17 protein-coding genes, 1 tRNA gene and 2 pseudogenes are annotated in these 20,073 nt (G+C 59.0%); 12 read left to right on the top strand and 8 right to left on the bottom strand.

The genetic code is table 11. The annotated features are described in order from the left end of the window. The first annotated feature begins 371 nt into the window (after window positions 1–371). The 5 genes from mgtA (at window position 372) to ACI514_RS15720 (ending at window position 8,464) form a co-directional block, all read left to right on the top strand. A complete protein-coding gene (mgtA, locus tag ACI514_RS15740) occupies window positions 372–3,071 on the top strand; it encodes a magnesium-translocating P-type ATPase (protein ID WP_160057122.1) in 2,700 nt (899 codons plus the stop codon). A 128-nt stretch (window positions 3,072–3,199) separates the two neighbouring features. Beyond that, entirely contained in the window at window positions 3,200–3,916 is a 717-nt protein-coding gene (locus ACI514_RS15735) for an MgtC/SapB family protein (protein WP_405121991.1), read from the top strand. Between the two features lie 113 nt (window positions 3,917–4,029). Beyond that, complete coding sequence (locus ACI514_RS15730) at window positions 4,030–4,473, top strand: chemotaxis protein CheY (protein ID WP_160057123.1); 444 nt, start codon at window positions 4,030–4,032, stop codon at window positions 4,471–4,473. Between the two features lie 135 nt (window positions 4,474–4,608). Beyond that, complete coding sequence (locus tag ACI514_RS15725; RefSeq protein ID WP_160057124.1) at window positions 4,609–5,235, top strand: response regulator transcription factor; 627 nt, start codon at window positions 4,609–4,611, stop codon at window positions 5,233–5,235. A 10-nt stretch (window positions 5,236–5,245) separates the two neighbouring features. Next, window positions 5,246–8,464 carry a transporter substrate-binding domain-containing protein gene (locus tag ACI514_RS15720; RefSeq protein ID WP_405121990.1) on the top strand — a complete coding sequence of 1,073 codons (3,219 nt, stop codon included), beginning with the start codon at window positions 5,246–5,248 and terminating at the stop codon, window positions 8,462–8,464. An 18-nt stretch (window positions 8,465–8,482) separates the two neighbouring features. Here ACI514_RS15720 and dkgB read toward each other — a convergent pair whose 3' ends face one another. Both dkgB and ACI514_RS15710 read right to left on the bottom strand, forming a co-directional pair. Further along, the gene (gene dkgB / locus ACI514_RS15715; RefSeq protein ID WP_405121989.1) at window positions 8,483–9,286 is read right to left on the bottom strand and encodes a 2,5-didehydrogluconate reductase DkgB; all 804 of its coding nucleotides are present in this window, start codon (window positions 9,284–9,286) and stop codon (window positions 8,483–8,485) included. Window positions 9,287–9,504: 218 nt separating this feature from the next. Further along, a pseudogene (locus ACI514_RS15710) lies at window positions 9,505–10,053 on the bottom strand (LysR substrate-binding domain-containing protein); the annotation flags it as partial. Between the two features lie 104 nt (window positions 10,054–10,157). Here ACI514_RS15710 and ACI514_RS15705 point away from each other — a divergent pair. From ACI514_RS15705 to ACI514_RS15695, 3 genes and pseudogenes are all read left to right on the top strand, one after another. Continuing rightward, window positions 10,158–11,024 carry a pirin family protein gene (locus ACI514_RS15705; protein WP_160057127.1) on the top strand — a complete coding sequence of 289 codons (867 nt, stop codon included), beginning with the start codon at window positions 10,158–10,160 and terminating at the stop codon, window positions 11,022–11,024. Between the two features lie 86 nt (window positions 11,025–11,110). Further along, window positions 11,111–11,543 (top strand): annotated as a pseudogene (locus ACI514_RS15700) (hypothetical protein). A gap of 209 nt (window positions 11,544–11,752) precedes the next feature. Continuing rightward, entirely contained in the window at window positions 11,753–13,195 is a 1,443-nt protein-coding gene (locus tag ACI514_RS15695) for a mechanosensitive ion channel domain-containing protein (protein ID WP_405121988.1), read from the top strand. A 4-nt stretch (window positions 13,196–13,199) separates the two neighbouring features. Here ACI514_RS15695 and ACI514_RS15690 read toward each other — a convergent pair whose 3' ends face one another. Further along, window positions 13,200–13,775, bottom strand: a complete 576-nt coding sequence (locus tag ACI514_RS15690; RefSeq protein ID WP_405121987.1) for a GNAT family N-acetyltransferase — start codon at window positions 13,773–13,775, stop codon at window positions 13,200–13,202. Between the two features lie 129 nt (window positions 13,776–13,904). Here ACI514_RS15690 and xth point away from each other — a divergent pair, with 129 nt between their 5' ends. Next, window positions 13,905–14,699, top strand: a complete 795-nt coding sequence (gene xth, locus ACI514_RS15685; protein WP_160057130.1) for an exodeoxyribonuclease III — start codon at window positions 13,905–13,907, stop codon at window positions 14,697–14,699. 101 nt (window positions 14,700–14,800) lie between these two features. Continuing rightward, window positions 14,801–15,643, top strand: coding sequence for an arylamine N-acetyltransferase (locus ACI514_RS15680; RefSeq protein WP_405121986.1), 843 nt, complete (start codon window positions 14,801–14,803; stop codon window positions 15,641–15,643). On the opposite strand, the gene ACI514_RS15675 is transcribed toward ACI514_RS15680, so the two are convergent. From ACI514_RS15675 to ACI514_RS15665, 3 genes are read right to left on the bottom strand one after another with little or no spacing between them, the layout of a single operon-like run. Continuing rightward, window positions 15,625–16,050 carry a DUF4952 domain-containing protein gene (locus ACI514_RS15675; RefSeq protein ID WP_150751578.1) on the bottom strand — a complete coding sequence of 142 codons (426 nt, stop codon included), beginning with the start codon at window positions 16,048–16,050 and terminating at the stop codon, window positions 15,625–15,627. The two genes, ACI514_RS15680 and ACI514_RS15675, sit on opposite strands and share 19 nt — an antisense overlap. Beyond that, window positions 16,051–16,800, bottom strand: coding sequence for a hypothetical protein (locus ACI514_RS15670; protein ID WP_160057132.1), 750 nt, complete (start codon window positions 16,798–16,800; stop codon window positions 16,051–16,053). It abuts the gene before it with no gap. A gap of 49 nt (window positions 16,801–16,849) precedes the next feature. Further along, window positions 16,850–17,344, bottom strand: coding sequence for a PAAR domain-containing protein (locus tag ACI514_RS15665; RefSeq protein WP_102900938.1), 495 nt, complete (start codon window positions 17,342–17,344; stop codon window positions 16,850–16,852). Window positions 17,345–17,553: 209 nt separating this feature from the next. Here ACI514_RS15665 and ACI514_RS15660 point away from each other — a divergent pair, with 209 nt between their 5' ends. Beyond that, window positions 17,554–19,077, top strand: coding sequence for a nucleobase:cation symporter-2 family protein (locus ACI514_RS15660; protein ID WP_007913403.1), 1,524 nt, complete (start codon window positions 17,554–17,556; stop codon window positions 19,075–19,077). A gap of 226 nt (window positions 19,078–19,303) precedes the next feature. Here ACI514_RS15660 and ACI514_RS15655 read toward each other — a convergent pair. Next, window positions 19,304–19,379: transfer RNA gene (locus ACI514_RS15655), tRNA-Asn, on the bottom strand. Between the two features lie 220 nt (window positions 19,380–19,599). On the opposite strand from ACI514_RS15655, the gene ACI514_RS15650 reads away from it, so the two are divergent. Further along, entirely contained in the window at window positions 19,600–19,830 is a 231-nt protein-coding gene (locus ACI514_RS15650) for a hypothetical protein (protein WP_160057133.1), read from the top strand. Here ACI514_RS15650 and ACI514_RS15645 read toward each other — a convergent pair. Then, window positions 19,827–20,027 carry a hypothetical protein gene (locus tag ACI514_RS15645; RefSeq protein WP_053118898.1) on the bottom strand — a complete coding sequence of 67 codons (201 nt, stop codon included), beginning with the start codon at window positions 20,025–20,027 and terminating at the stop codon, window positions 19,827–19,829. The two genes, ACI514_RS15650 and ACI514_RS15645, sit on opposite strands and share 4 nt — an antisense overlap. Between the last annotated feature and the right edge of the window lie 46 nt (window positions 20,028–20,073).

The raw sequence follows: 20,073 nt of genomic DNA, 5'->3' as shown, positions 1-20,073 counted from the left end.
GCGTAAGCTTCGCGCGTTTTCATCAATAGCGGAGACCCACAGTGGGTACTTGTTCGAGTGACAGTTGTCGGCCGGTCTCGGTAACCGGCAGATTCTCGGCAAGATAACGCGCAGACTTTCTCTGTCGTTGTCTCGCCGTAAAAGCGAGCAGCGGCATCCCGTGCATGACCCGTCCTGGGCCATGGCTAGACGTCCTTCTCATCGACGCTGAACAGAGCGTGATTGCGACTTCATTGTTGTGATCGCAGCCCTATCGACACGCCTGTCTTTTCTGACCGGCGCGCCAAGCCTTGCCGTGCCGGTTTTTCCGGCGGACGAGGCGCGGCGGTACCTGCTTGACGGTTTCCCGGCTGACCATAGGGGCAACAGCCATGAAACTTACGCTCAAGGAATTCTTCGCAGGTTTTCTGCGGACCCGCCACATCGCCCGGCACTTCCGTCGCCTGGCGCTGCTGGAATCGATCAGCGACTCCACGGTCAGCCGTGAAGTCCCGCCCACTCTGGCCAACACCCTGGTCGATGCCGCGCAGTGCGACAGCGGTATGTTGCTGTCGTCACTGGGTACGCATTCCGATGGCCTGACCGATTTCGAAGTAGATGCGCTGCGTGCGCAATACGGCCTCAACGAAGTTGAACACGAGCAGCCGCTGCCATGGTGGATTCACCTGTGGCACTGCTACAAAAATCCGTTCAACCTGCTGCTGACCCTGTTGGCGGTGATCTCGTGGTTGACCGAAGACCTCAAAGCCGCCGTGGTGATTTTCTCCATGGTGGTGCTGTCGACACTGCTGCGTTTCTGGCAGGAAAGCAAATCCAACCAAGCCGCCGATGCGCTCAAAGCCATGGTCAGCAACACCGCGACGGTGATGCGCCGTGACGCGCCACGCAGCGAGTTGCCGATCAAGCAATTGGTGCCGGGCGATCTGATCGTGCTATCGGCTGGTGACATGATTCCTGCCGATTGCCGGGTGCTCAGCGCCAAGGATCTGTTCGTCAGCCAAGCGGCGATGACCGGCGAATCGATGCCGGTGGAAAAGTTTCCACGTCAGGCTGATCGCGACACGCGCAATCCTCTGGAGCTGGACAACATCCTGTTCATGGGCACCAACGTCGTCTCCGGCACAGCGGTGGCGGTGATTCTCACCACCGGCAACAGCACTTATTTCGGTGCGTTGGCCCAGCGTGTTGGCGCTACTGATCGCGCAGTGACTTCCTTCCAGCAAGGCGTCAACAAAGTCAGCTGGCTGTTGATCCGTTTCATGTTCGTGATGGCGCCGCTGGTGCTGTTCATCAACGGTTTCACCAAGGGTGACTGGACCGAAGCGCTGCTGTTCGCACTGTCGATTGCCGTCGGCCTGACCCCGGAAATGCTGCCGATGATCGTCACCTCGACGTTGGCCAAAGGCGCGGTGTTTCTGTCACGCAAAAAGGTCATCGTCAAACGTCTGGACGCGATTCAGAACTTCGGTGCCATGGACGTGCTGTGCACCGACAAGACCGGCACGCTGACTCAGGACAAGATCTTCCTGGCGCGCAATGTCGACGTCTGGGGTGAAGACTCCGATGACGTGCTGGAAATGGCTTACCTCAACAGCTACTACCAGACCGGCCTGAAAAACCTGCTGGATGTCGCGGTGCTGGAACACGTGGAAATTCACCGTGAACTGAAAGTCGGCACGGCGTTTCGCAAGGTCGATGAGATTCCGTTCGACTTCAATCGTCGGCGTATGTCGGTGGTGGTCGAAGGGCGTGGCCAGCCACACCAGTTGATCTGCAAAGGTGCGGTGGAAGAAGTGTTGGCGGTGTGCAGCCGCGTGCGTCACGGCGAGGTCGATGAAGCCTTGAGCGATGAATTGCTGACCCGGATTCGTCAGGTCACCGCAGCATTCAACGCTGAAGGCTTGCGCGTGGTGGCGGTGGCTGCCCGCTCAATGCCCGAAGGTCGCGAGATTTACAGCCTGGCCGATGAGCAGGACCTGACGCTGATCGGTTACGTGGCGTTCCTCGATCCACCGAAGGAAAGCACCGCGCCAGCGCTCAAGGCCTTGGCCGAACATGGTGTGGCAGTGAAGGTGCTGACCGGTGACAACGAACTGGTGACTGCGAAGATCTGCCGCGAAGTCGGCCTCGCGCAACAAGGCCTGCTGCTGGGCAATGACGTTGAGCGCATGAGCGATGCCGAACTGGCGGTAGCCGTGGAAACCACCAATGTGTTCGCCAAACTGACGCCGTCGCACAAGGAGCGCATCGTGCGCATCCTCAAAGGCAACGGTCACGTGGTCGGTTTCATGGGTGACGGCATCAACGACGCACCCGCGCTGCGTACGGCTGACATCGGTATCTCGGTAGACAGTGCGGTGGACATCGCCAAGGAAGCGGCCGACATCATCCTCCTCGAAAAGAGCCTGATGGTGCTGGAGGAGGGCGTGCTCGAAGGCCGGCGCACCTTCGCCAACATGCTCAAGTACATCAAAATGACTGCCAGTTCCAACTTCGGCAACGTGTTCTCGGTGCTGGTCGCCAGTGCGTTCATTCCGTTCCTGCCGATGCTGCCGATGCACCTGCTGGTGCAGAACCTGCTCTACGACATTTCGCAGATCGCCATTCCATTCGATAACGTCGACGAGGAAATGCTGAAAAAACCACAACGCTGGCAGCCGGGCGATGTCGGGCGCTTCATGCTGTTCTTCGGCCCGATCAGTTCGATCTTTGACATCACCACGTTCGCCTTGATGTGGTACGTGTTTGACGCCAACACGCCGGATCACCAGACGCTGTTCCAGTCCGGCTGGTTCGTGGTCGGCTTGCTGACCCAGACGCTGATCGTGCACATGATTCGCACGCCGAAGATTCCGTTCCTGCAAAGCCGTGCCGCCATGCCGCTGCTGGTGATGACCGGGATCATCATGGCGGTCGGCATCTTCCTGCCGATGGGGCCGCTGGCGCACTACTTCAAATTGCAGGCGCTGCCGTCGCTGTACTTCGTGTTCCTGCCGGTGATTCTGCTGGCGTACATGGCGCTGACCCAGGCGGTGAAAGGTTTTTACATCCGCCGGTTCGGCTGGCAATAAACAGCTAGAACGCTGCCCCCTGTAGGAGCTGCCGAAGGCTGCGATCTTTTGATTCTGCTTCCAAAGATCAAAGGATCGCAGCCTTCGGCAGCTCCTACAGGGCTGTGTATTTTTTCAGGGAGATGACGATGCAAGCCATCAACAACCTCAACCTCGATTCGCTGCTCGACACCCTCGTCAGCCTCAGCGCTGCGTTCATTCTCGGCGGTCTGATCGGCTTCGAGCGCCAGTACCGGCAACGCACCGCCGGCCTGCGCACCAATGTGCTGGTCGCGGTCGGTGCGGCGATTTTCGTCGACATGGCCAACCGTCTCGCCGGCGCTGAAGGCGCGGTGCGTGTGGTCGCCTACGTGGTGTCCGGCATCGGTTTTCTCGGCGCCGGGGTGATCATGCGCGAAGAGGGCAACGTGCGCGGCCTCAACACCGCCGCGACTCTGTGGACTTCAGCGGCGGTCGGCGCCTGTGCCGGCGCCGATCTGCTCGCCGAAGCCGTACTCGGCACGCTGTTCATTCTGGCCGCCAACACCTTGCTGCGGCCGATCGTCAACAACATCAACCGCCAGCCACTGGACGTGGTCTCGGCGGAAGTCACCAACATCGTCTATGTCATCGCCCGACGCTCACAGCAAACCGCCGTGTTTGCCTTGCTCGAAGCCGAGCTTGAACGCAGCAACTACCCGGCCAGCGATGTTGATGTGCATGCGTTCGGTGCCGATGAAATCGAGATCGAAGCGACGCTGGCGGCAACGTCGGTCGATGGCGATGAACTCGACGCACTGGTGGCGCGAATTTCCACGTCGGCGCTGGTAGTGCAGGCGTTCTGGAGCCCGAGTACCACTGAGTAAACTGCCTCACCCTCCGATGAGTAGCTGTTTTTTTCGGAATATTCCTACAGATCCCGCCACGAGGCTTGCGTAGTCTTGCCGCACCCAGAAACCGTGACCCCGGGAGATTGACCATGATCAATAAAGCCCTGCGCATCCTGATCGCCGACTCGCAGCACTTCCACCGGATGAAAGTCGAGCGCTTGTTCAACAGCCTCGACTATTACCGCGTGGCGCCGGCGCAAAGCCTTATCGAACTGATGACGCTGGTGGATTACGGTTGCGAGCCCTTCGATGTGGTGGTCATCAACGCCGAACTGGCGGCGGGCTCGCTGGATCTGCTGGGGTTCTTCCTCGATAACCCGCAGGTTCGTCAGGCGTTGATCTACAACGAAGGCACGGCACCGCTACAGCAGGCTTCGGGCTTCGCTCAGGAAAATGTACACGTCAGTCATTTGTCACTGCCCTCAAAGCAGTCGATCCGCCAGTTGATGGCGCTGGTCGATGTACCCGCAAAGCCACACGAACCGGCCGTGCGCAAGGTGTGCCCGTCGGTGCAAAATGCTGCACATGCATAAAAAATCCCTGACCACAACTGTCAGGTCTGACAGGTGATTCGCTCGCCGTTCCATGTAACAGTCCCTGCGCAGCCACTGAGTCTGGATCAGCCCCCATCGGTGGCTCGTTCGCCAGACTTTGCATCGGGAGTGGCCATGAAGTCAGCGCTGATCGTCGATGATCATCCGGTGGTGCGCGCCGCCATCCGAATCGTGTTAATAGCTGCGGGTTTCAAACTGATCTACGAAGCATCTCAAGGCAACGAGGTGGTGTCGCTTATTCGTGAACACAAGCCTCAACTGGTGATACTCGATCTGAATTTGCCAGTACTCGATGGACTGGACGTTCTGGAGCGAATCAGGGTCAATAATCTTCAAAGCCCGGTGGTGGTTTTCAGTACATACGAACCTGCGTTCTATCAGGAGCGCTGTGTGCGTGCCGGGGCCATGGCTTACGTGACCAAAACCAATCAACTGGAGCAGTTGCGCAATGCCATTCGTGCGGTGATGTCAGGGCATACCTATTTTGCCGCACTCCCGGACTATTTCAGCACGCTGAATGCCGTGCAGGCCACGGAAAAACAGATGATCGATCAGCTCTCTGATCGTGAGATGAGCATTTTCCAGCAGCTGGCGCAGGGCAAGTCCAACAAGGCGATTGCCGAGGACATGCACCTGAGCCACAAGACCGTGAGTACTTACAAGACCCGCCTGATGAAAAAACTCGGGGTGATTTCGGCGATGCACTTGCGCGACTTCGCCAAGCGCAATCATTTGATCTGAGCGATCGCACATGAAGCCAGGATGCTGGATTGTCTGGTGGTGGTTGAGCCTGATGGCCACCTGTTGGGCGAGTGAAGCGCCGCAAGTGCTGCAAGTGCTGACCCGCACGGGACCGGGAAATGTCCAGCTACGTCTGGACGAACAGGATCGGCAATGGCTGCGTTTGCACCCGGTGTTGCGCATGGGCATTTCCGGACCGGATTACCCGCCGTTCGAGATCTCCCGCAATCAACAGGAACTCGAAGGGCTGACCGCTGATTACGCCGATCTGCTGGCGCAATTACTCGGCGTGCGCATCGAAGTCCTGCGTTTTGCCAATCGCGATGCGGTGATGGCGGCGCTCAAGCGCGGCGATCTCGATGTGTTGGGGACTTCCAACAGTTTTGAGACCGCCGACCCGGACATCATCCTGTCCCGTGCTTACGCCGAAGATCAGCCGATGCTGGTGACCCGGCTCGAAGAACAATTGCCGAGCGATCTGGCCGGCAAGCGTCTGGCCATGGTCGAGGACTATCTGCCGCTGGCGAGCGTGCAAGCGTTTTATCCCCACGCCAGCGTGCAGCGTTATCCTTCGGCGATGGATGCGCTGGGCGCGGTGGCCTTTGGCGCGGATGACGTTTATCTGGGTGACTTCATCAGCGCCAACTACCTGATCAACACCAATTATCGTAACGACCTGCAATTGGCCGGCCCGGCGGGACTGGACGCCAATGCGTTCGGCTTTGCCCTGTTGCGCAGCGACCCGCACCTCAAACGCATCGTCGATAAAGCGTTGGCGGCCATCCCCATGGAGCGCCGTCAACGTATCGAGCAACGCTGGAGCGCTGGCCTTGCCGAAATGGCTGAACAGTCGCGGGTGCAACTCAGTGCCAGTGAGCGGGAGTGGCTGGAGCAGCATCCGGTGGTGCGCGTCGGTGCCATCGAAGATTTCGCACCGCTGACTTTTTTTGATGCCGATGGCCGTTTCAGCGGGCTGTCGGCGCAACTGCTGAACTTGATCAGCCAGCGCAGCGGCCTGAAGTTCGATATCGTGCGCGGAGCATCGCTCGATCGCCAGATAGAACAGCTCAAGGCCGGTGAACTCGATGTATTGCCGGTGGTGACGCCGAGCAGCGAGCGCGAAACCGAACTGCAATTTACTCGCGCCTATCTGAACAATCCGTTTGTGCTGGTCAGCGCAAACACTGCGCAGGGGCCGCTCAACCTTGATGACCTGGCAGGCAAGCGACTAGCGATTTATCGCGGCCATCCGTTGCGCAGTTATCTCCTGGGACGCGTGCCGCGCGTTCGTCTGGTCGACGTCAAAAGTCCCGCTGAAGGCATGGCGATGATTGCCAAAGGTCAAGTCGACGCCACGGTGAGCTCTCTACTGGTCGCACGCTTTCTGATCGCCCGTCACTACCGTGAACACCTGCGGATCAGCGGCACCGTCGGCGATCAACCGGCGCGCATTGCGCTGGCGACCGCACCGCAAATGCCCGCGCTGCATTCGATCCTGAACAAGGCACTCCTGAGTATCGCCCCGCAACAGATGGACGAACTGGTTGAACGCTGGAGCCACGATGTGGTGGTCGATGACAGTTACTGGTTAAAACATCGCCAGGAAATCCTGCTTGGCTTTGCCGGTGCAGCGGTCTTGTTGGCGCTGGCACTGGCCTGGATCGTTTTTCAGCGCCAGCAGATTCGCCGGCGCCAGCAATGGTTGCAGCAATTGCAGGAAGCCAAGGATGCGGCGGACGACGCCAATCGGGCGAAAACCACCTTTCTGGCGACCATGAGCCATGAAATCCGCACGCCGATGAATGCCTTGATCGGTATGCTCGAACTGGCCTTGAAGCGCGCAGAAGAGGGTGTGACCGATCGTTTGGCCATTCAGGTGGCGTCCAACGCCGGGCAACAATTGCTGGCGCTGATCGGCGACATTCTTGACATCGCACGGATCGAAACCGGGCATTTGTCACTCGCGCCCGAACGCGCCAACCTGCGTGAACTGGTGGTGTCGGTGTGTCGGGTGTTTGAAGGGCTGGCGCGGCAGAAACGCTTGCTGTGGCACATCGAACTCGATGCGCGCAGCAATGTGGACGTGCTGATTGATCCGACGCGCTTCAAACAGGTGCTGTCTAATTTGCTCAGCAACGCGATCAAGTTCACCGAGGAGGGTGAGGTCAGTCTACGGCTGACGGTGAGTGCAAGAATGACTGAGCGCCTGGCCGTGAAGGTGCTGATTGAGGACAGCGGAATAGGGATCAGCCACGATGATCGGCAGCGGCTGTTCAGCCCTTTCGTGCAGGCGAGCAATCACTCGCAGTCGGTACGCAGTGGTTCCGGACTTGGGCTGGTCATCAGTCGCAGCCTCTGCGAAATGATGGGCGGCACGCTGCGGCTCGACAGTACGCCGGGCGAGGGAACGCAGGTCGAAGTGAGTCTCGAACTGCCACTGTTGGTCGTCCTCGCTCAGCCCCCGGCAACCCCACGAACTGCGGCTGCTGATACGTGTTCACTGAGCGTGCTGGTGGTGGACGATCACCCGGTGAACCGTTTGCTGTTGTGCTGGCAGTTGAGTGAACTCGGCCATCACACGGTCGACACCGAGAACGGCGATGAAGGGTTGGAGCGCTGGCGGGCGCAGGCGTTTGATGTGGTGATCACCGACTGCAACATGCCGCGGCGCAACGGTTATCAACTGGCGCGGACCATTCGTGATGAAGAAGCTATTACCGGTCGCGAACCCTGTCTGATTCTCGGGTTTACCGCCAATGCACAGGCCGAAGAAAGAACGCGTTGCCTGCATGCCGGCATGGACGAATGTCTGTTCAAACCGATCCGCTTGCACGACCTGGCGCAGGCGTTGGCGGCGGCCAGTCATTGCGACATCGCGGTTGACCCCGTTGAGGTGCTGGCGCTGGCGGAAATCGACCTGAGCACCCTGGAGCAAATGGCCGGGGATAATCGTGCCATGATCGAACAGTTGCGCAAGGAAGTGTTGAACAGTTTGCAACTCGATCTGCAACGTCTTGATGATTTGCAGCCTGAGCTGGATCGTGCAGGGCTGCGTGAACTCACTCATCACATCAAGGGCGGGGCGCAGATGGTGGGCGCGGCGCAAGTAGTGGCGGCGTGTGTTGATCTGGAACTGGCGAGTCAACAGGCGCAAGCGGCCACGCTGGGCATCGCAGTCGAGACGTTGCGCAAGGCCATGACCGGTCTCGCGCAACGTCTGCAGGCCTGAACGGGCAATATCGCTGGATCAGTCCCAGTCTGGCGCGATGCCTTTCGGACTGGTCAGGCGATGGCCGCGATCCAGTTTGGCAATCAGTGCCATGTCGGCGTCGCTCAACGTCAGCGCCGTGGCGGCGAGGTTGCTTTGTAGATTGGCCTGTTTGGTCGACGAAGGAATCACGGCATAGCCCGACTGCATTGCCCAGGCGAGAGTGACTTGCGCCGGAGTAGCCTGCAGGCGCTCGGCGATTTGCAGGATCAGCGGATCGTTCAGCACTTCACCGTAGGCGAGGGTCATGTACGACGTGATGTGGATGCCTTGGCTCTGTGCAAACTCGACGACTTTACCGTTTTGCAGGTACGGGTGCAGTTCGATCTGGTTGGTCGCGATGTGGTCGGCACCGACCGCGGCGATCGCCTGTTGCATCAGCTCGATGGTGAAGTTGGACACACCGATCTGCCGGGTCAGGCCCAGGCGTTTGGCTTCCAGCAGGGCGGCCATGAACTTTTCGACCGGGACCTGGTTTTCCGGCGATGGCCAGTGAATCAGCGTCAGGTCGAGGTAGCCGGTCTGCAGTTTTTCCAGGCTTTCCTTGAGGCTGTCGATCAGGCGATCCTTGGCGAAGTTGGCGACCCAGATCTTGCTGGTGATGAACAGCTCTTCACGCGGGATGCCGCTGGCTGCGATGGCCTGGCCGACATCGGCTTCGTTTTCGTAGATTTGCGCGGTGTCGATGACCCGGTAGCCGAGTTCGAGGGCGGTGCTCACTGAGTCAATGACGACCTGGCCTTGCAAGCGAAACGTGCCAAGGCCAAAAGCGGGAACAGACATGAAAGACTCCAGGGGTTGCAGTGGGAATGGCCGGGAGTATCCGCGTCTGCATCGTTGAGAAAAACCGCTGGCGGGGCAAAGCACTGTTGACCGCAAGTCATGAATCCACCCATTGATTTTTGTTGTTTGGACTGGCCCTATCGCGAGCAGGCTCACTCCTACATTGGAACGCGGTCTCCTGTAGGAGTGAGCCTGCTCGCGATGGTCGCGACTCGGTCTCAGGCTATATCGCTCTGCGCAAACTCCTCCCCGAGAAAATCAATCAACGTGCGCACCGACGGCAACAACCCGCGCCGCGACGGAAAGATCGCATGCACCACCCCGCATTTCGGAGCCCAGCCCGGAATCAACTCCACGACTCGTCCGGTAGCAATGTCCTCTCGCACGACTACGCTCGGCAGATGCGCCACGCCAACGCCGGCAATCACCGCCTGACGCAAGGCAATCAAATCATCGGTGACCATCCGCGGCGTATGCCGAATCAGCGCCGTGTTGCCATTCGGCCCGAGCAGTTCCCATTGATATTCGCGCTGCGCCGCCCCCCAATGCAGGCTCGGCAGGCCATTGAGGTCAGCAGGCGAGGGCGGTGATGACAGACGTTCGACGAACTACGGGCTGCCGACCACTGATTGCGTACTGTTGCCCAGCACTTTCATGACCATGTCGGTGTTTTCCAGCGGCGGGAAACGCACGCGCAAGGCAATGTCAATGCCTTCATGCAACAGATCGACACGGCGGTTGGTGCTCTCGATAAACAACTCCACCATCGTTCTCCAGATAGAACGCTAAGGCTGATTTTTGCAGTCTAGTGCATTAATGGTCATGGATTTAAGCTTAATCCATCACATCACTCACCCCATTGGAGACAACCATGAAAAACATCATCGGTATCTACACCAGCCCGCGCGGCCATTGGGTCGGCGATGGTTTCCCGGTTCGCACGCTGTTTTCCTACGACAACCTGGGCAAACACATCAGCCCGTTCCTACTGCTCGATCATGCCGGCCCGGCCGACTTCACCCCGACGACTGAACGGCGTGGCGTTGGTCAGCATCCGCACCGTGGTTTCGAAACCGTGACTATCGTGTATGAAGGCGAAGTGCAGCATCGCGATTCGACCGGCAGTGGCGGCGTGATCGGCCCGGGCGATGTGCAATGGATGACTGCGGCTTCCGGGATCCTCCACGAGGAATTCCATTCGGAAAACTTCGCCAGAACCGGCGGCAAACTGGAAATGGTCCAGCTGTGGGTCAACCTGCCGGCCAAGGACAAAATGGCCGCGCCGGGCTACCAGACGATTCTCGACAGCGACATCCCGAGCATTGCGCTCAAGGACAACGCCGGCAGCCTGCGCCTGATCGCCGGTGAATTCGAGGGGTACAAAGGCCCGTCGCGCACCTTCACACCGATCGACGTGTGGGATCTGCGCCTCAACGCCGGCAAGTTGCTGACGCTGGATCTGCACGAAGGCCGCAATACCGCGCTGGTGGTGTTGAAAGGCTCGGTGCAGGTCAACGGTGTGGAATCGGTGCGTGAAGGGCAGTTGGCGCTGTTCGAACGTGACGGCCATCAGATGACGCTCGAAGCCAGCCAGGACGCGGTGGTGTTGCTGCTCAGCGGCGAGCCGATCGACGAACCGATCGTCGGCCACGGCCCGTTCGTGATGAACACCGAGCAGGAAATTCACCAGGCCTTCGCCGACTTCCAGTCCGGCCGCTTCGGTCAGATGCACGCTTAACGCATCACCACTCCGCTCTACACAGGACGCGTAGGCCGGTTCGCAGGCCAGGGATGGCTGTTGCCTATAGAAAAGAGGAAACGCACATGACCACTCAATACAAACGTCTGGACAAGAACAACGCTGCGGTGCTGCTGGTCGACCATCAAGCCGGACTGCTGTCACTGGTGCGCGACATTGAACCGGACAAATTCAAGAACAACGTGCTGGCGCTGGCCGATCTGGCCAAGTACTTCAAACTGCCGACGATCCTCACCACCAGTTTCGAAACCGGCTCCAACGCCCGTTGGTGCCAGAGCTGAAGGCGCGTCCGGTACGTTCAACGAACTGACCAGCGAATCGGCGTGGAACCGCATGTCCAGCGCCGGTGCGCAATTGATGACCTGGTTCGGTCTGGCCTGCGAGCTGCATCGCGACTGGCGCAACGACATCGAAGGGTTGGGCACGCTGTTCTCCAACCACATCCCGGACTACCGTAACCTGATGACCAGCTACAGCACCCTGACTAACGGTAAGTAATCTGCCACCCCGTAAACCTGTGTAGGAGCTGCCGCAGGCTGCGATCTTTTGATGTTGTTTTTTAAAGATCAAAAGATCGCAGCCTGCGGCAGCTCCTACATGGGTTTCGCGGTGTTTTGGCGTGGGTGTTCAGGCTCTGAAATCAATTGCTCCTACACTTGCTCAATCTGTGCGATCTTCTCGCGATTGGCCCCCGTCGGAGTTGTTTGATGCTGTCTCTGCTCACCGAACATCCGTTGTTCTGCGCGTTGATCCTGATCCTCCTCGATCTGGGCCTGTGGCGTCTGATCTCCTCCCACGGCAGCGAGTGGAAACTGCTGGTGCGGGTGCTGATTTTCACGTTGTTCAGCGTGCTGCTGTTCAACGAAGGCCTCAACCCGATGGAGCCGGCGCCGTGGGCCGACAACGTGCCGCTGCATCTGGCGGCGACCGGATTGCAGATTGGCTGGTGGCTGTTCGGCGCGCGCACTCTGACGGTGTTGATCGGCGCGGTAATGATGCAGCGGGTCGGCCACACCGGGCGGCTGTTGCAGGACTTGCTCGGCGCGGTGATTTTCCTCATCGCAATCATTGCCGCGCTGGCCTATGTGCTGGATCTGCCGGTCAAAGGCGTGCTGGCGACGTCTGGCGCCTTGGCGATCATCGTCGGTCTGGCTTTGCAGAGCACACTCAGCGACGTGTTCTCCGGGATCGTCCTCAACACCACCAAGCCATATCAACTGGATGACTGGATTTCCATCGACGGCACGGAAGGGCGGGTCACCGACATCGACTGGCGCGCTACGCGTCTGCAAACCAGTCAGGGCAGCATGGCGGTGATCCCTAACTCGCTGGCGGCCAAGGCCAAGATCATCAACTTCAGTCGACCGAGCAATATGTTCGGTGTCGCGGTCAGCGTGCAGGTCAGCCCGCATGCCCGGCCCAGTTCGGTAATCGATGCGCTGGAGCGGGCAATGCAGGGCTGTCGGCAGCTGCTCGATACGCCAGCGCCGAGCGTGGCACTGAAAAGCTCCAGCAGCAGCGGTGCGGAATACGAAATCAGCGGGTTCGTCGCGTCGATGGGCGAGAAGCGTGTAGTGCGCAATCAGCTGTTCGATCTGGCCTATCGGCACTTGCAGGCGTCCGGGGTCAATCTGCTGTCGAGCGATGAAAGCTCTGCACCGACCAATTTGTCGCGGCCCCGGGCGTTGCTCGACAGCTCGCCGATTTTTTCCACCCTGCGTCAGGAAGAGAAAGACACCTTCAGCCAGAACATGAGCCTGCAAACCTTTCGCGCCGGTGAAATCATTCTTGCGGGCGGCGAGGTCAGCGATCACCTGTTCATTATCGAGTCCGGAGTGGTTTCGGTGACATTGAAGCGCCACGGCACACCATTCGAGTCCGGGCGCATGGGGCCGGGCGAGGTGATTGGCGAGGCTGGGATCTTGTCCGACACCGCGTTGCCGGCGGACTTTTCGGCGAAGACCTTTTGCGCGTTGTATCGCATCGAGAAGTCCTACCTTAAACCGTGCCTCGATGCGCGCCATGACATCCACGACGCGATGCAGACGCTGCTCGATTTCCGCCTGCACAAGGCGCAGTCCCTGACCGAGGAAGCGCCGGCGGTGGTACCGAAAAGAGGCTTTTTGCAGTGGCTGCGCAATCGCGCCTGAAGGGTCAGGCGCCGAGTTTCTGCTCCAGATGCAAGCGCACCTGCGGCCACTCGTCGTCGATGATGCTGAAGCGCACCGAGTTGCGCTTGCGTCCATCTGGCATGATCCGCTCATGGCGGACGATGCCTTCCTGTTGCGCGCCAAGGCGCAGAATCGCGTTGCGCGACTTCTGGTTGGTCTCGTCGGTGGTGAACTGCACGCGCACGCAATCGAGCACTTCGAAGGCGTGGCGCAGCATCAGGTACTTGGCTTCGGTATTGACGAAGGATTTCTGCCAGCTCGCCGCGATCCAGCTGCTGCCGATTTCCAGCTTGCGATTGAGCGGGTCAATCTTCCAGAAGCGGGTTGAGCCGATCACTTCCCCGGTGTCTTTCAAGACAATGACAAACGGCAGCACCGTGCCGGCGTCACGGCCGTCGAGGGCTTTTTTCAGGTAGCTGTCGACGATGCTTGCTGAAGGCACAACCGTGACGGTGAGGTTCCAAAACTCGCCATCGGCGGCAGCCTGGAGCAGGGCGGCGGCATCTGAATACTGAAGCGGGCGCAACAGGATGCGCTGACCTTGCAGCGTGGTTGGCATGGGATTCAGGTCTCGGCGGAACGGGCGAATGACGAGTGTCTATTACGCCGCAGTGGGTGGATCCGATGCAACCGTGGCGATGTTCACGAGGTCACAATTTTCACAGCCCATGGGCAGGAGCCTCAGCCGATGAAAAACCTGCGGATCGCCACCTACAACGTCAACGGCCTGCGCGCGCGTCTGCCAAATCTGCTGGATTGGCTCAAGCGCGAACAACCGGACATCGCCTGCCTGCAAGAACTCAAATCTGTCGACACGGCATTCCCCGCCGCAGAACTGGAAGCCGCCGGTTATGGCGCGATCTGGCAAGGCCAGGCGTCGTGGAACGGCGTGGCGATTCTCGCCCGTGATGCGCAACCGCTGGAGAGTCGACGCGGTCTGCCGGGCGATCCGGATGACAAGCACAGCCGTTATCTGGAAGCAGCGGTGCACGGCGTTCTGGTCGGGTGCCTGTACCTGCCCAACGGCAATCCGCAGCCCGGTCCGAAATTCGATTACAAACTGGCTTGGTTCGAGCGGCTGATCAGCTATGCGAAAGACCTGCAAAGCAGCGATCACCCGGTGGTGCTGGCCGGTGATTACAACGTCGTGCCCACTGATATGGACATCTACAACACCCGCTCCTGGCTCAAGGATGCGCTGCTGCAACCGCAGAGTCGCGAGTGCTACCAGCGCCTGCTCGATCAAGGCTGGACCGATTCGCTGCGGCATCTGTACCCCGAGGATCGCCTCTATACGTTTTGGGACTACTTTCGCCAGCACTGGCAAACCAACTCCGGACTGCGCATCGATCATCTGCTGCTCAACCCGGCGCTGAGTCCCTATTTGCACGAGGCCGGGGTCGACGCCTGGGTGCGCAACGAGCCGCATGCCAGCGACCATGCGCCGACGTGGATTCGTATCGGTTCACGCAAGAAACGCTAGCGGGCGATTGGCGAAATCAATTGTCGAAAACAGTGCCCGATCCCGTATACATGGCGACCATCAACGCAGTGACCTGCGGCCCCATGCATAAGGATCGAGCAATGAGTGAGCCACGCCTGACGAATCTGAAGCTGTACCTGCAACGTTTGGGCTTCGACACACCGCCCGCGCCGGCGCTGGACAGCCTGCGGCAGTTGCAACTGCGCCATACCGGCGTCTTCCCTTTCGAGAATCTGGCGACGATAACCGGTGCACCGGTGCTGATTGATCTGCCGTCCATTGAAGAAAAAGTCTTGCTCGGTGGGCGCGGTGGGTACTGCTATGAACTGAATAACCTGTTCTTTGCCCTGTTGCTGGAGCTGGGCTTCGATACACGGGCCATCAGCGGGCGCGTGGTGATGAATCAGCCGGAAGGCAGCTGGACGGCGCGCACGCACCGCTTGAGTCTGGTGACCATCGACGATGTGCGCTACATCACCGATGTCGGTTTTGGTGGCATGGTGCCGACTGCACCGCTGCTGCTCGACACCGAAGCGGAGCAACCAACGCCACACGAACCTTATCGCATTGAAAAACAGGCCGACGGCTACATGCTGCGTGCCAACGTGGCGGGAGAATGGCGGCCGATGTACCTGTTCGATCTGCAACGCCAGGAAGACATCGATTACACCGTCGGCAATTGGTATGTCTCGACTCACCCTGAGTCACCGTTCAGCCAGCGTCTGATGGTGGCGCGCACCGGGGAGGGCTGGCGCAAGACGCTGAATAACGGCAGTTTCGCTGTTCACCGCATGGGCGCTGAGAGCGAGCGGCGTGAGGTCGCGGACGTCGAGGATCTACTCGATCTGCTTGAGGTTGAGTTCGGGATACGTGTCGCGCGCCCAGAGTTGTTAAGGCCGGTGCTCGGACACCTTATCCAGCCTGGTCAGGGATCCTCAGCGTAAGCATCGACCTGGATCGTGAAGCGATTGATCTTCGCCCACGACTCCCGTTGCCTGACCTCTGTTTCCTCTGAGCCAATGCTGATCAGGTAGTTGATGCCTGTTGCTGGATCTCTGAATCCATTTTGGGTCGAGTCCCAGACACAACAGGCGCGCGTGATCGGCGAAATCCCGAAGTGCTGTTCAAGGTACTGTTCGGCTTTCGAAGCATTGGCCCCGGATACTTCATAGCTGGCGGAAAATGGCTGGCCCATGCGATCAAGCGCCTGTGTGCAGCCTTTGAATTCAACAAACGATGGCTTGTCTGCGAGCTTCGACAGAAAGTCATCACAGCCAAAGTCGGCACTGGCGCTGTTGGCAATGACCAGCAACAGCGCGGGTATCAATCGGATAAGTAGCAACCGTTTCAATTATTTCTCCACCAGCAATTCACCGACATATTTCCCGCCTTCACCTTTGACTCGCCGGCAGATCAGGTAGTCGTAAACATCGTTCCATTTGATCAGCTCATAAAAGGTTACACAGCCGTCGGACAAATGGCCGACGTGGATGTAACGACTGCTGTTGCCTTTTGTGCCTTGCAGTTCAATGGGAAACCAGACGTCGGTGCAATGCAGATTACCTTGTGCCTTGTAGCCACCTGTGGAGATATTTCCGTGGGAGCGGTCGGGTGCCATGATCCGGTGGCGTCCGGGAGGAATCGGGGTAAATTCGCCGCCCCACTGGCTGTTCAGCGTCACCTTCGCCGTTTTTCCATTGAAGCTGACCTGTGCCCATTGCTGCAGGAGTTTGCCTTTGAACTCCGAGACCGCATGAGCCGGTGCACCGGTGTACTTGACCTTGACGGTGGCCGGCGCCGTTGGCGGGGTATCCATCAGGTACTTCAAGGCATTTTCGGTTTTCAGGCTGGCCGTCTGCCCGACGAACTCAGAATTGCCGTCGGCGATGCGGAAGTAGGTCCGACCACCGGATTCCTTGGTGAAGGTCACTTTGGTGTATTCGCAGAGGGCGACAAGTGTGCCCTTAGGCTCGAGTTTGACACTCAGCCAACCGTTTTCGTCAGCCCGTTTGGTGTATTTGGTGACAACGACCGCCGGATGCGTACTGCCACCCTGTCGGTTCGAGGGAGCCTGGTTATTGTTGAGGATTGCCTGCGCCATGCTGGTTACAGCTCCTTTCAGGTGAATTCAGCCGCTGGTTTTTTTCTGCTCAGGCTAGGTCGTCAGGCTCCAGATGCAGCATTTCGCTCGCGCGGGTCGACACTCTTTGAGTCAGTCCGCGCTCATTGGTGACACCGCGGATTACCTTGCCCGACGCGGTGGTGATCTTGTAAGCGAAGTCGGGTACGGGCTCGCCATCGGCGTCCAGCAACGTGAACTGTTCGTCGAAACCCAAGTTGATCGGCGGAACGGGGCTGATCGCTGCGCCACCGCCGCTCTGGCCAATGATGACGGTGCCGGAACCGCCAACGATAACGTCGCCGTGGCTGCCCAGGCTGCCTTGCGTGGCGGCGTTTTTACCATTGATGAAAACGGTCGCGGAAATGTTGCCGCTGATGGAGCTGCCGCAAGAGGCGGGGTCGCCGAGGCGCGCGGCTGGCAAACCATCGAAGAATACGTCGGGGGAGCCGGCAACTATTTTCTGTGCCGCATGGGCAGGGCATGTCGTGGCATCTGTTGCGCGTGCAGCGGGCTTTCCACTCATGGTGATGTCCTTTTCTTGCCCGGCAGCGGGCATCCATTAATCCGTACGGCGTGGTGCTTGATCCTGCCACGTGATAGGGGAGCACTCAAGTGGTCAGGCCGTTTGAGTGATGAGTAACCCTCCGCTGTTTTTTGTATACAAAACCATGGACACTTGTCGCGAGTTTTGAATACAGTGTGCGCATAACAAAAACCAGGGAACCCCCCACCATGAAAACGCCCCATGTTTCACACCAACGGCCCGAGGACGAAAATCTCGGGGTCGGCGCGAATATGGCTTACGGCCTGCAACATGTTCTGACCATGTACGGCGGTATCGTTGCGGTGCCACTGATCATCGGCCAGGCGGCCGGCCTGTCGCCGGCGGACATTGGTTTGCTGATTGCTGCTTCATTGTTTGCCGGGGGGCTGGCGACACTGCTGCAAACCCTGGGTCTGCCGTTTTTTGGCTGTCAGTTGCCGCTGGTACAGGGCGTGTCGTTCTCCGGCGTGGCGACCATGGTCGCGATCGTCAGCAGTGGCGGGGAGGGCGGCTTTCAGTCGGTGCTGGGTGCAGTGATTGCGGCGTCCTTGATAGGCTTATTGATCACACCGGTGTTCTCGCGCATCACCAAGTTCTTCCCGCCCTTGGTCACCGGAATCGTGATCACCACCATCGGCTTGACGCTGATGCCGGTGGCCGCACGCTGGGCCATGGGCGGTAACAGCCATGCGCCGGACTTCGGCAGCATGCAGAACATCGGTCTGGCGGCGGTCACGCTGGTATTGGTGCTGCTGCTGAGCAAGGTCGGCAGCTCGACCATCTCGCGTCTGTCAATCCTGTTGGCCATGGTGATCGGTACGGTGCTGGCGGTGTTCCTCGGCATGGCGGATTTCTCCAGTGTCACCACGGGGCCGATGTTCGGCTTCCCGACGCCGTTCCACTTCGGCATGCCGACCTTCCACTTCGCCGCGATCCTGTCGATGTGCATCGTGGTCATGGTGACGCTGGTGGAAACTTCGGCGGACATTCTGGCGGTCGGTGAAATCATCGGCACCAAGGTCGATTCCAAACGTCTGGGCAATGGCCTGCGGGCGGACATGCTATCGAGCATGTTTGCGCCGATCTTCGGTTCGTTCACCCAGAGTGCGTTCGCCCAGAACGTCGGGCTGGTGGCGGTCACCGGGATCAAGAGCCGTTACGTGGTGGCCACAGGCGGTATCTTCCTGGTCATCCTCGGCCTGCTGCCATTCATGGGTCGGGTCATTGCGGCAGTGCCGACTTCGGTACTCGGTGGTGCCGGTATCGTGCTGTTCGGCACCGTGGCAGCCAGCGGCATCCGTACCTTGTCCAAGGTTGATTATCGCAACAACGTCAACCTGATCATTGTCGCCACCTCGATCGGTTTCGGCATGATCCCGATTGCTGCGCCGAACTTCTACGATCACTTCCCAAGCTGGTTCGCGACCATTTTCCACTCGGGCATCAGCTCGTCGGCGATCATGGCGATCCTGCTCAACCTGGCCTTCAACCACTTCACCGCCGGTAACTCGGATCAGCAATCGGTGTTTGCCGCAGCCGAAGAGCGGACGTTGCGTTATCGCGATCTGGCAGCGCTGCGTGAAGGCGATTACTTCAGCGACGGCAAGTTGCACGACTGCGATGGCAAGGAAGTGCCAGTCATCGAGCCTGATGATCACGATCATGGGCACGGTGCGCCGAAGGTGCAGGTGAAAAGCAGCGAGCATGTCTGACCGCTGTGGCTGAATAGAAAAGGGTCGATCTGTTAACCACAGATCGGCCCTTCTTCATTTCAAGATCAAAAGATCGCAGCCTTCGGCAGCTCCTACACAGATCTCATACTTTGCCGATTCTGCGGATGAACGCTGAACCTGTAGCTGCCGAAGGCTGCGATCTTTTGAGCTTTTCGAGCGCCCACAAAAAAGCCCCTGAATCTCTCGATTCAGGGGCTTTGCTATTTGGCTCCACAACCTGGACTCGAACCAGGGACCCAATGATTAACAGTCATTTGCTCTACCAACTGAGCTATTGCGGAATTGGTGCGTATGTTACTGATTCAAAAAGAGAAGTCAAGCGCCGGTTGCAAAAACGAGTGAATTCTCGGGACGGACGGTGGTTTGTCAGCGATTGGCGGTTACCAGAACCGTAGCAGAGGTCTACCATGGCCGCCCGGAAGTGGTCACACGCGCTGCCGGCCATTCGCCGAAAAAGGTCCGCGTCATGAACCATTTGTCCCGCAACAACGAGGTGTTCGCATGAGCATCGCGCAAATCAGCCTGCCTAAAGGCGTCGGTCCACACGCCGAAAAACTCTTCGACGCAATCACTCAGGCTGGCACCGCTGAAGAATTGAACCGCGCCGGCGGCAAGGCTGAAGGTTTTGTCCTCGGCCTGGAAAGCACCAAGGCGATCAAAAGCCAGATCGCCGAATCGCTGTATGTCGCTTATGACGATGCCGCCACTCAGCGCGCGAGCGAACTGGCTTAACTGCCGAAGGTAATGGTGCCCAGCATCAGTTTGGCGTAAGCCGCTGTGGCTGCCAGTTGCACCAGCCACAGGACCAGGCCACCCAGGAACACCCCGGCGGCGACTTGCAGCACCAGGCTTTTTTCGCGTTTGGCCGAGGCGCGAGGGATGAAATCATCCAGATCGTCACGGTCGGCGCGCAGGTTGTCGTTTTTCATATGGGGTCTCTTCAGAAATCTCGGGTGTACACAAAACCTGTAGGCC

It is taken from the genome of Pseudomonas sp. M20, assembly GCF_045037865.1.
Classification (GTDB): domain Bacteria; phylum Pseudomonadota; class Gammaproteobacteria; order Pseudomonadales; family Pseudomonadaceae; genus Aquipseudomonas.
Note: the sequence above shows the minus strand (reverse complement) of the source record. Positions and strands in the feature narration are given on the sequence as shown.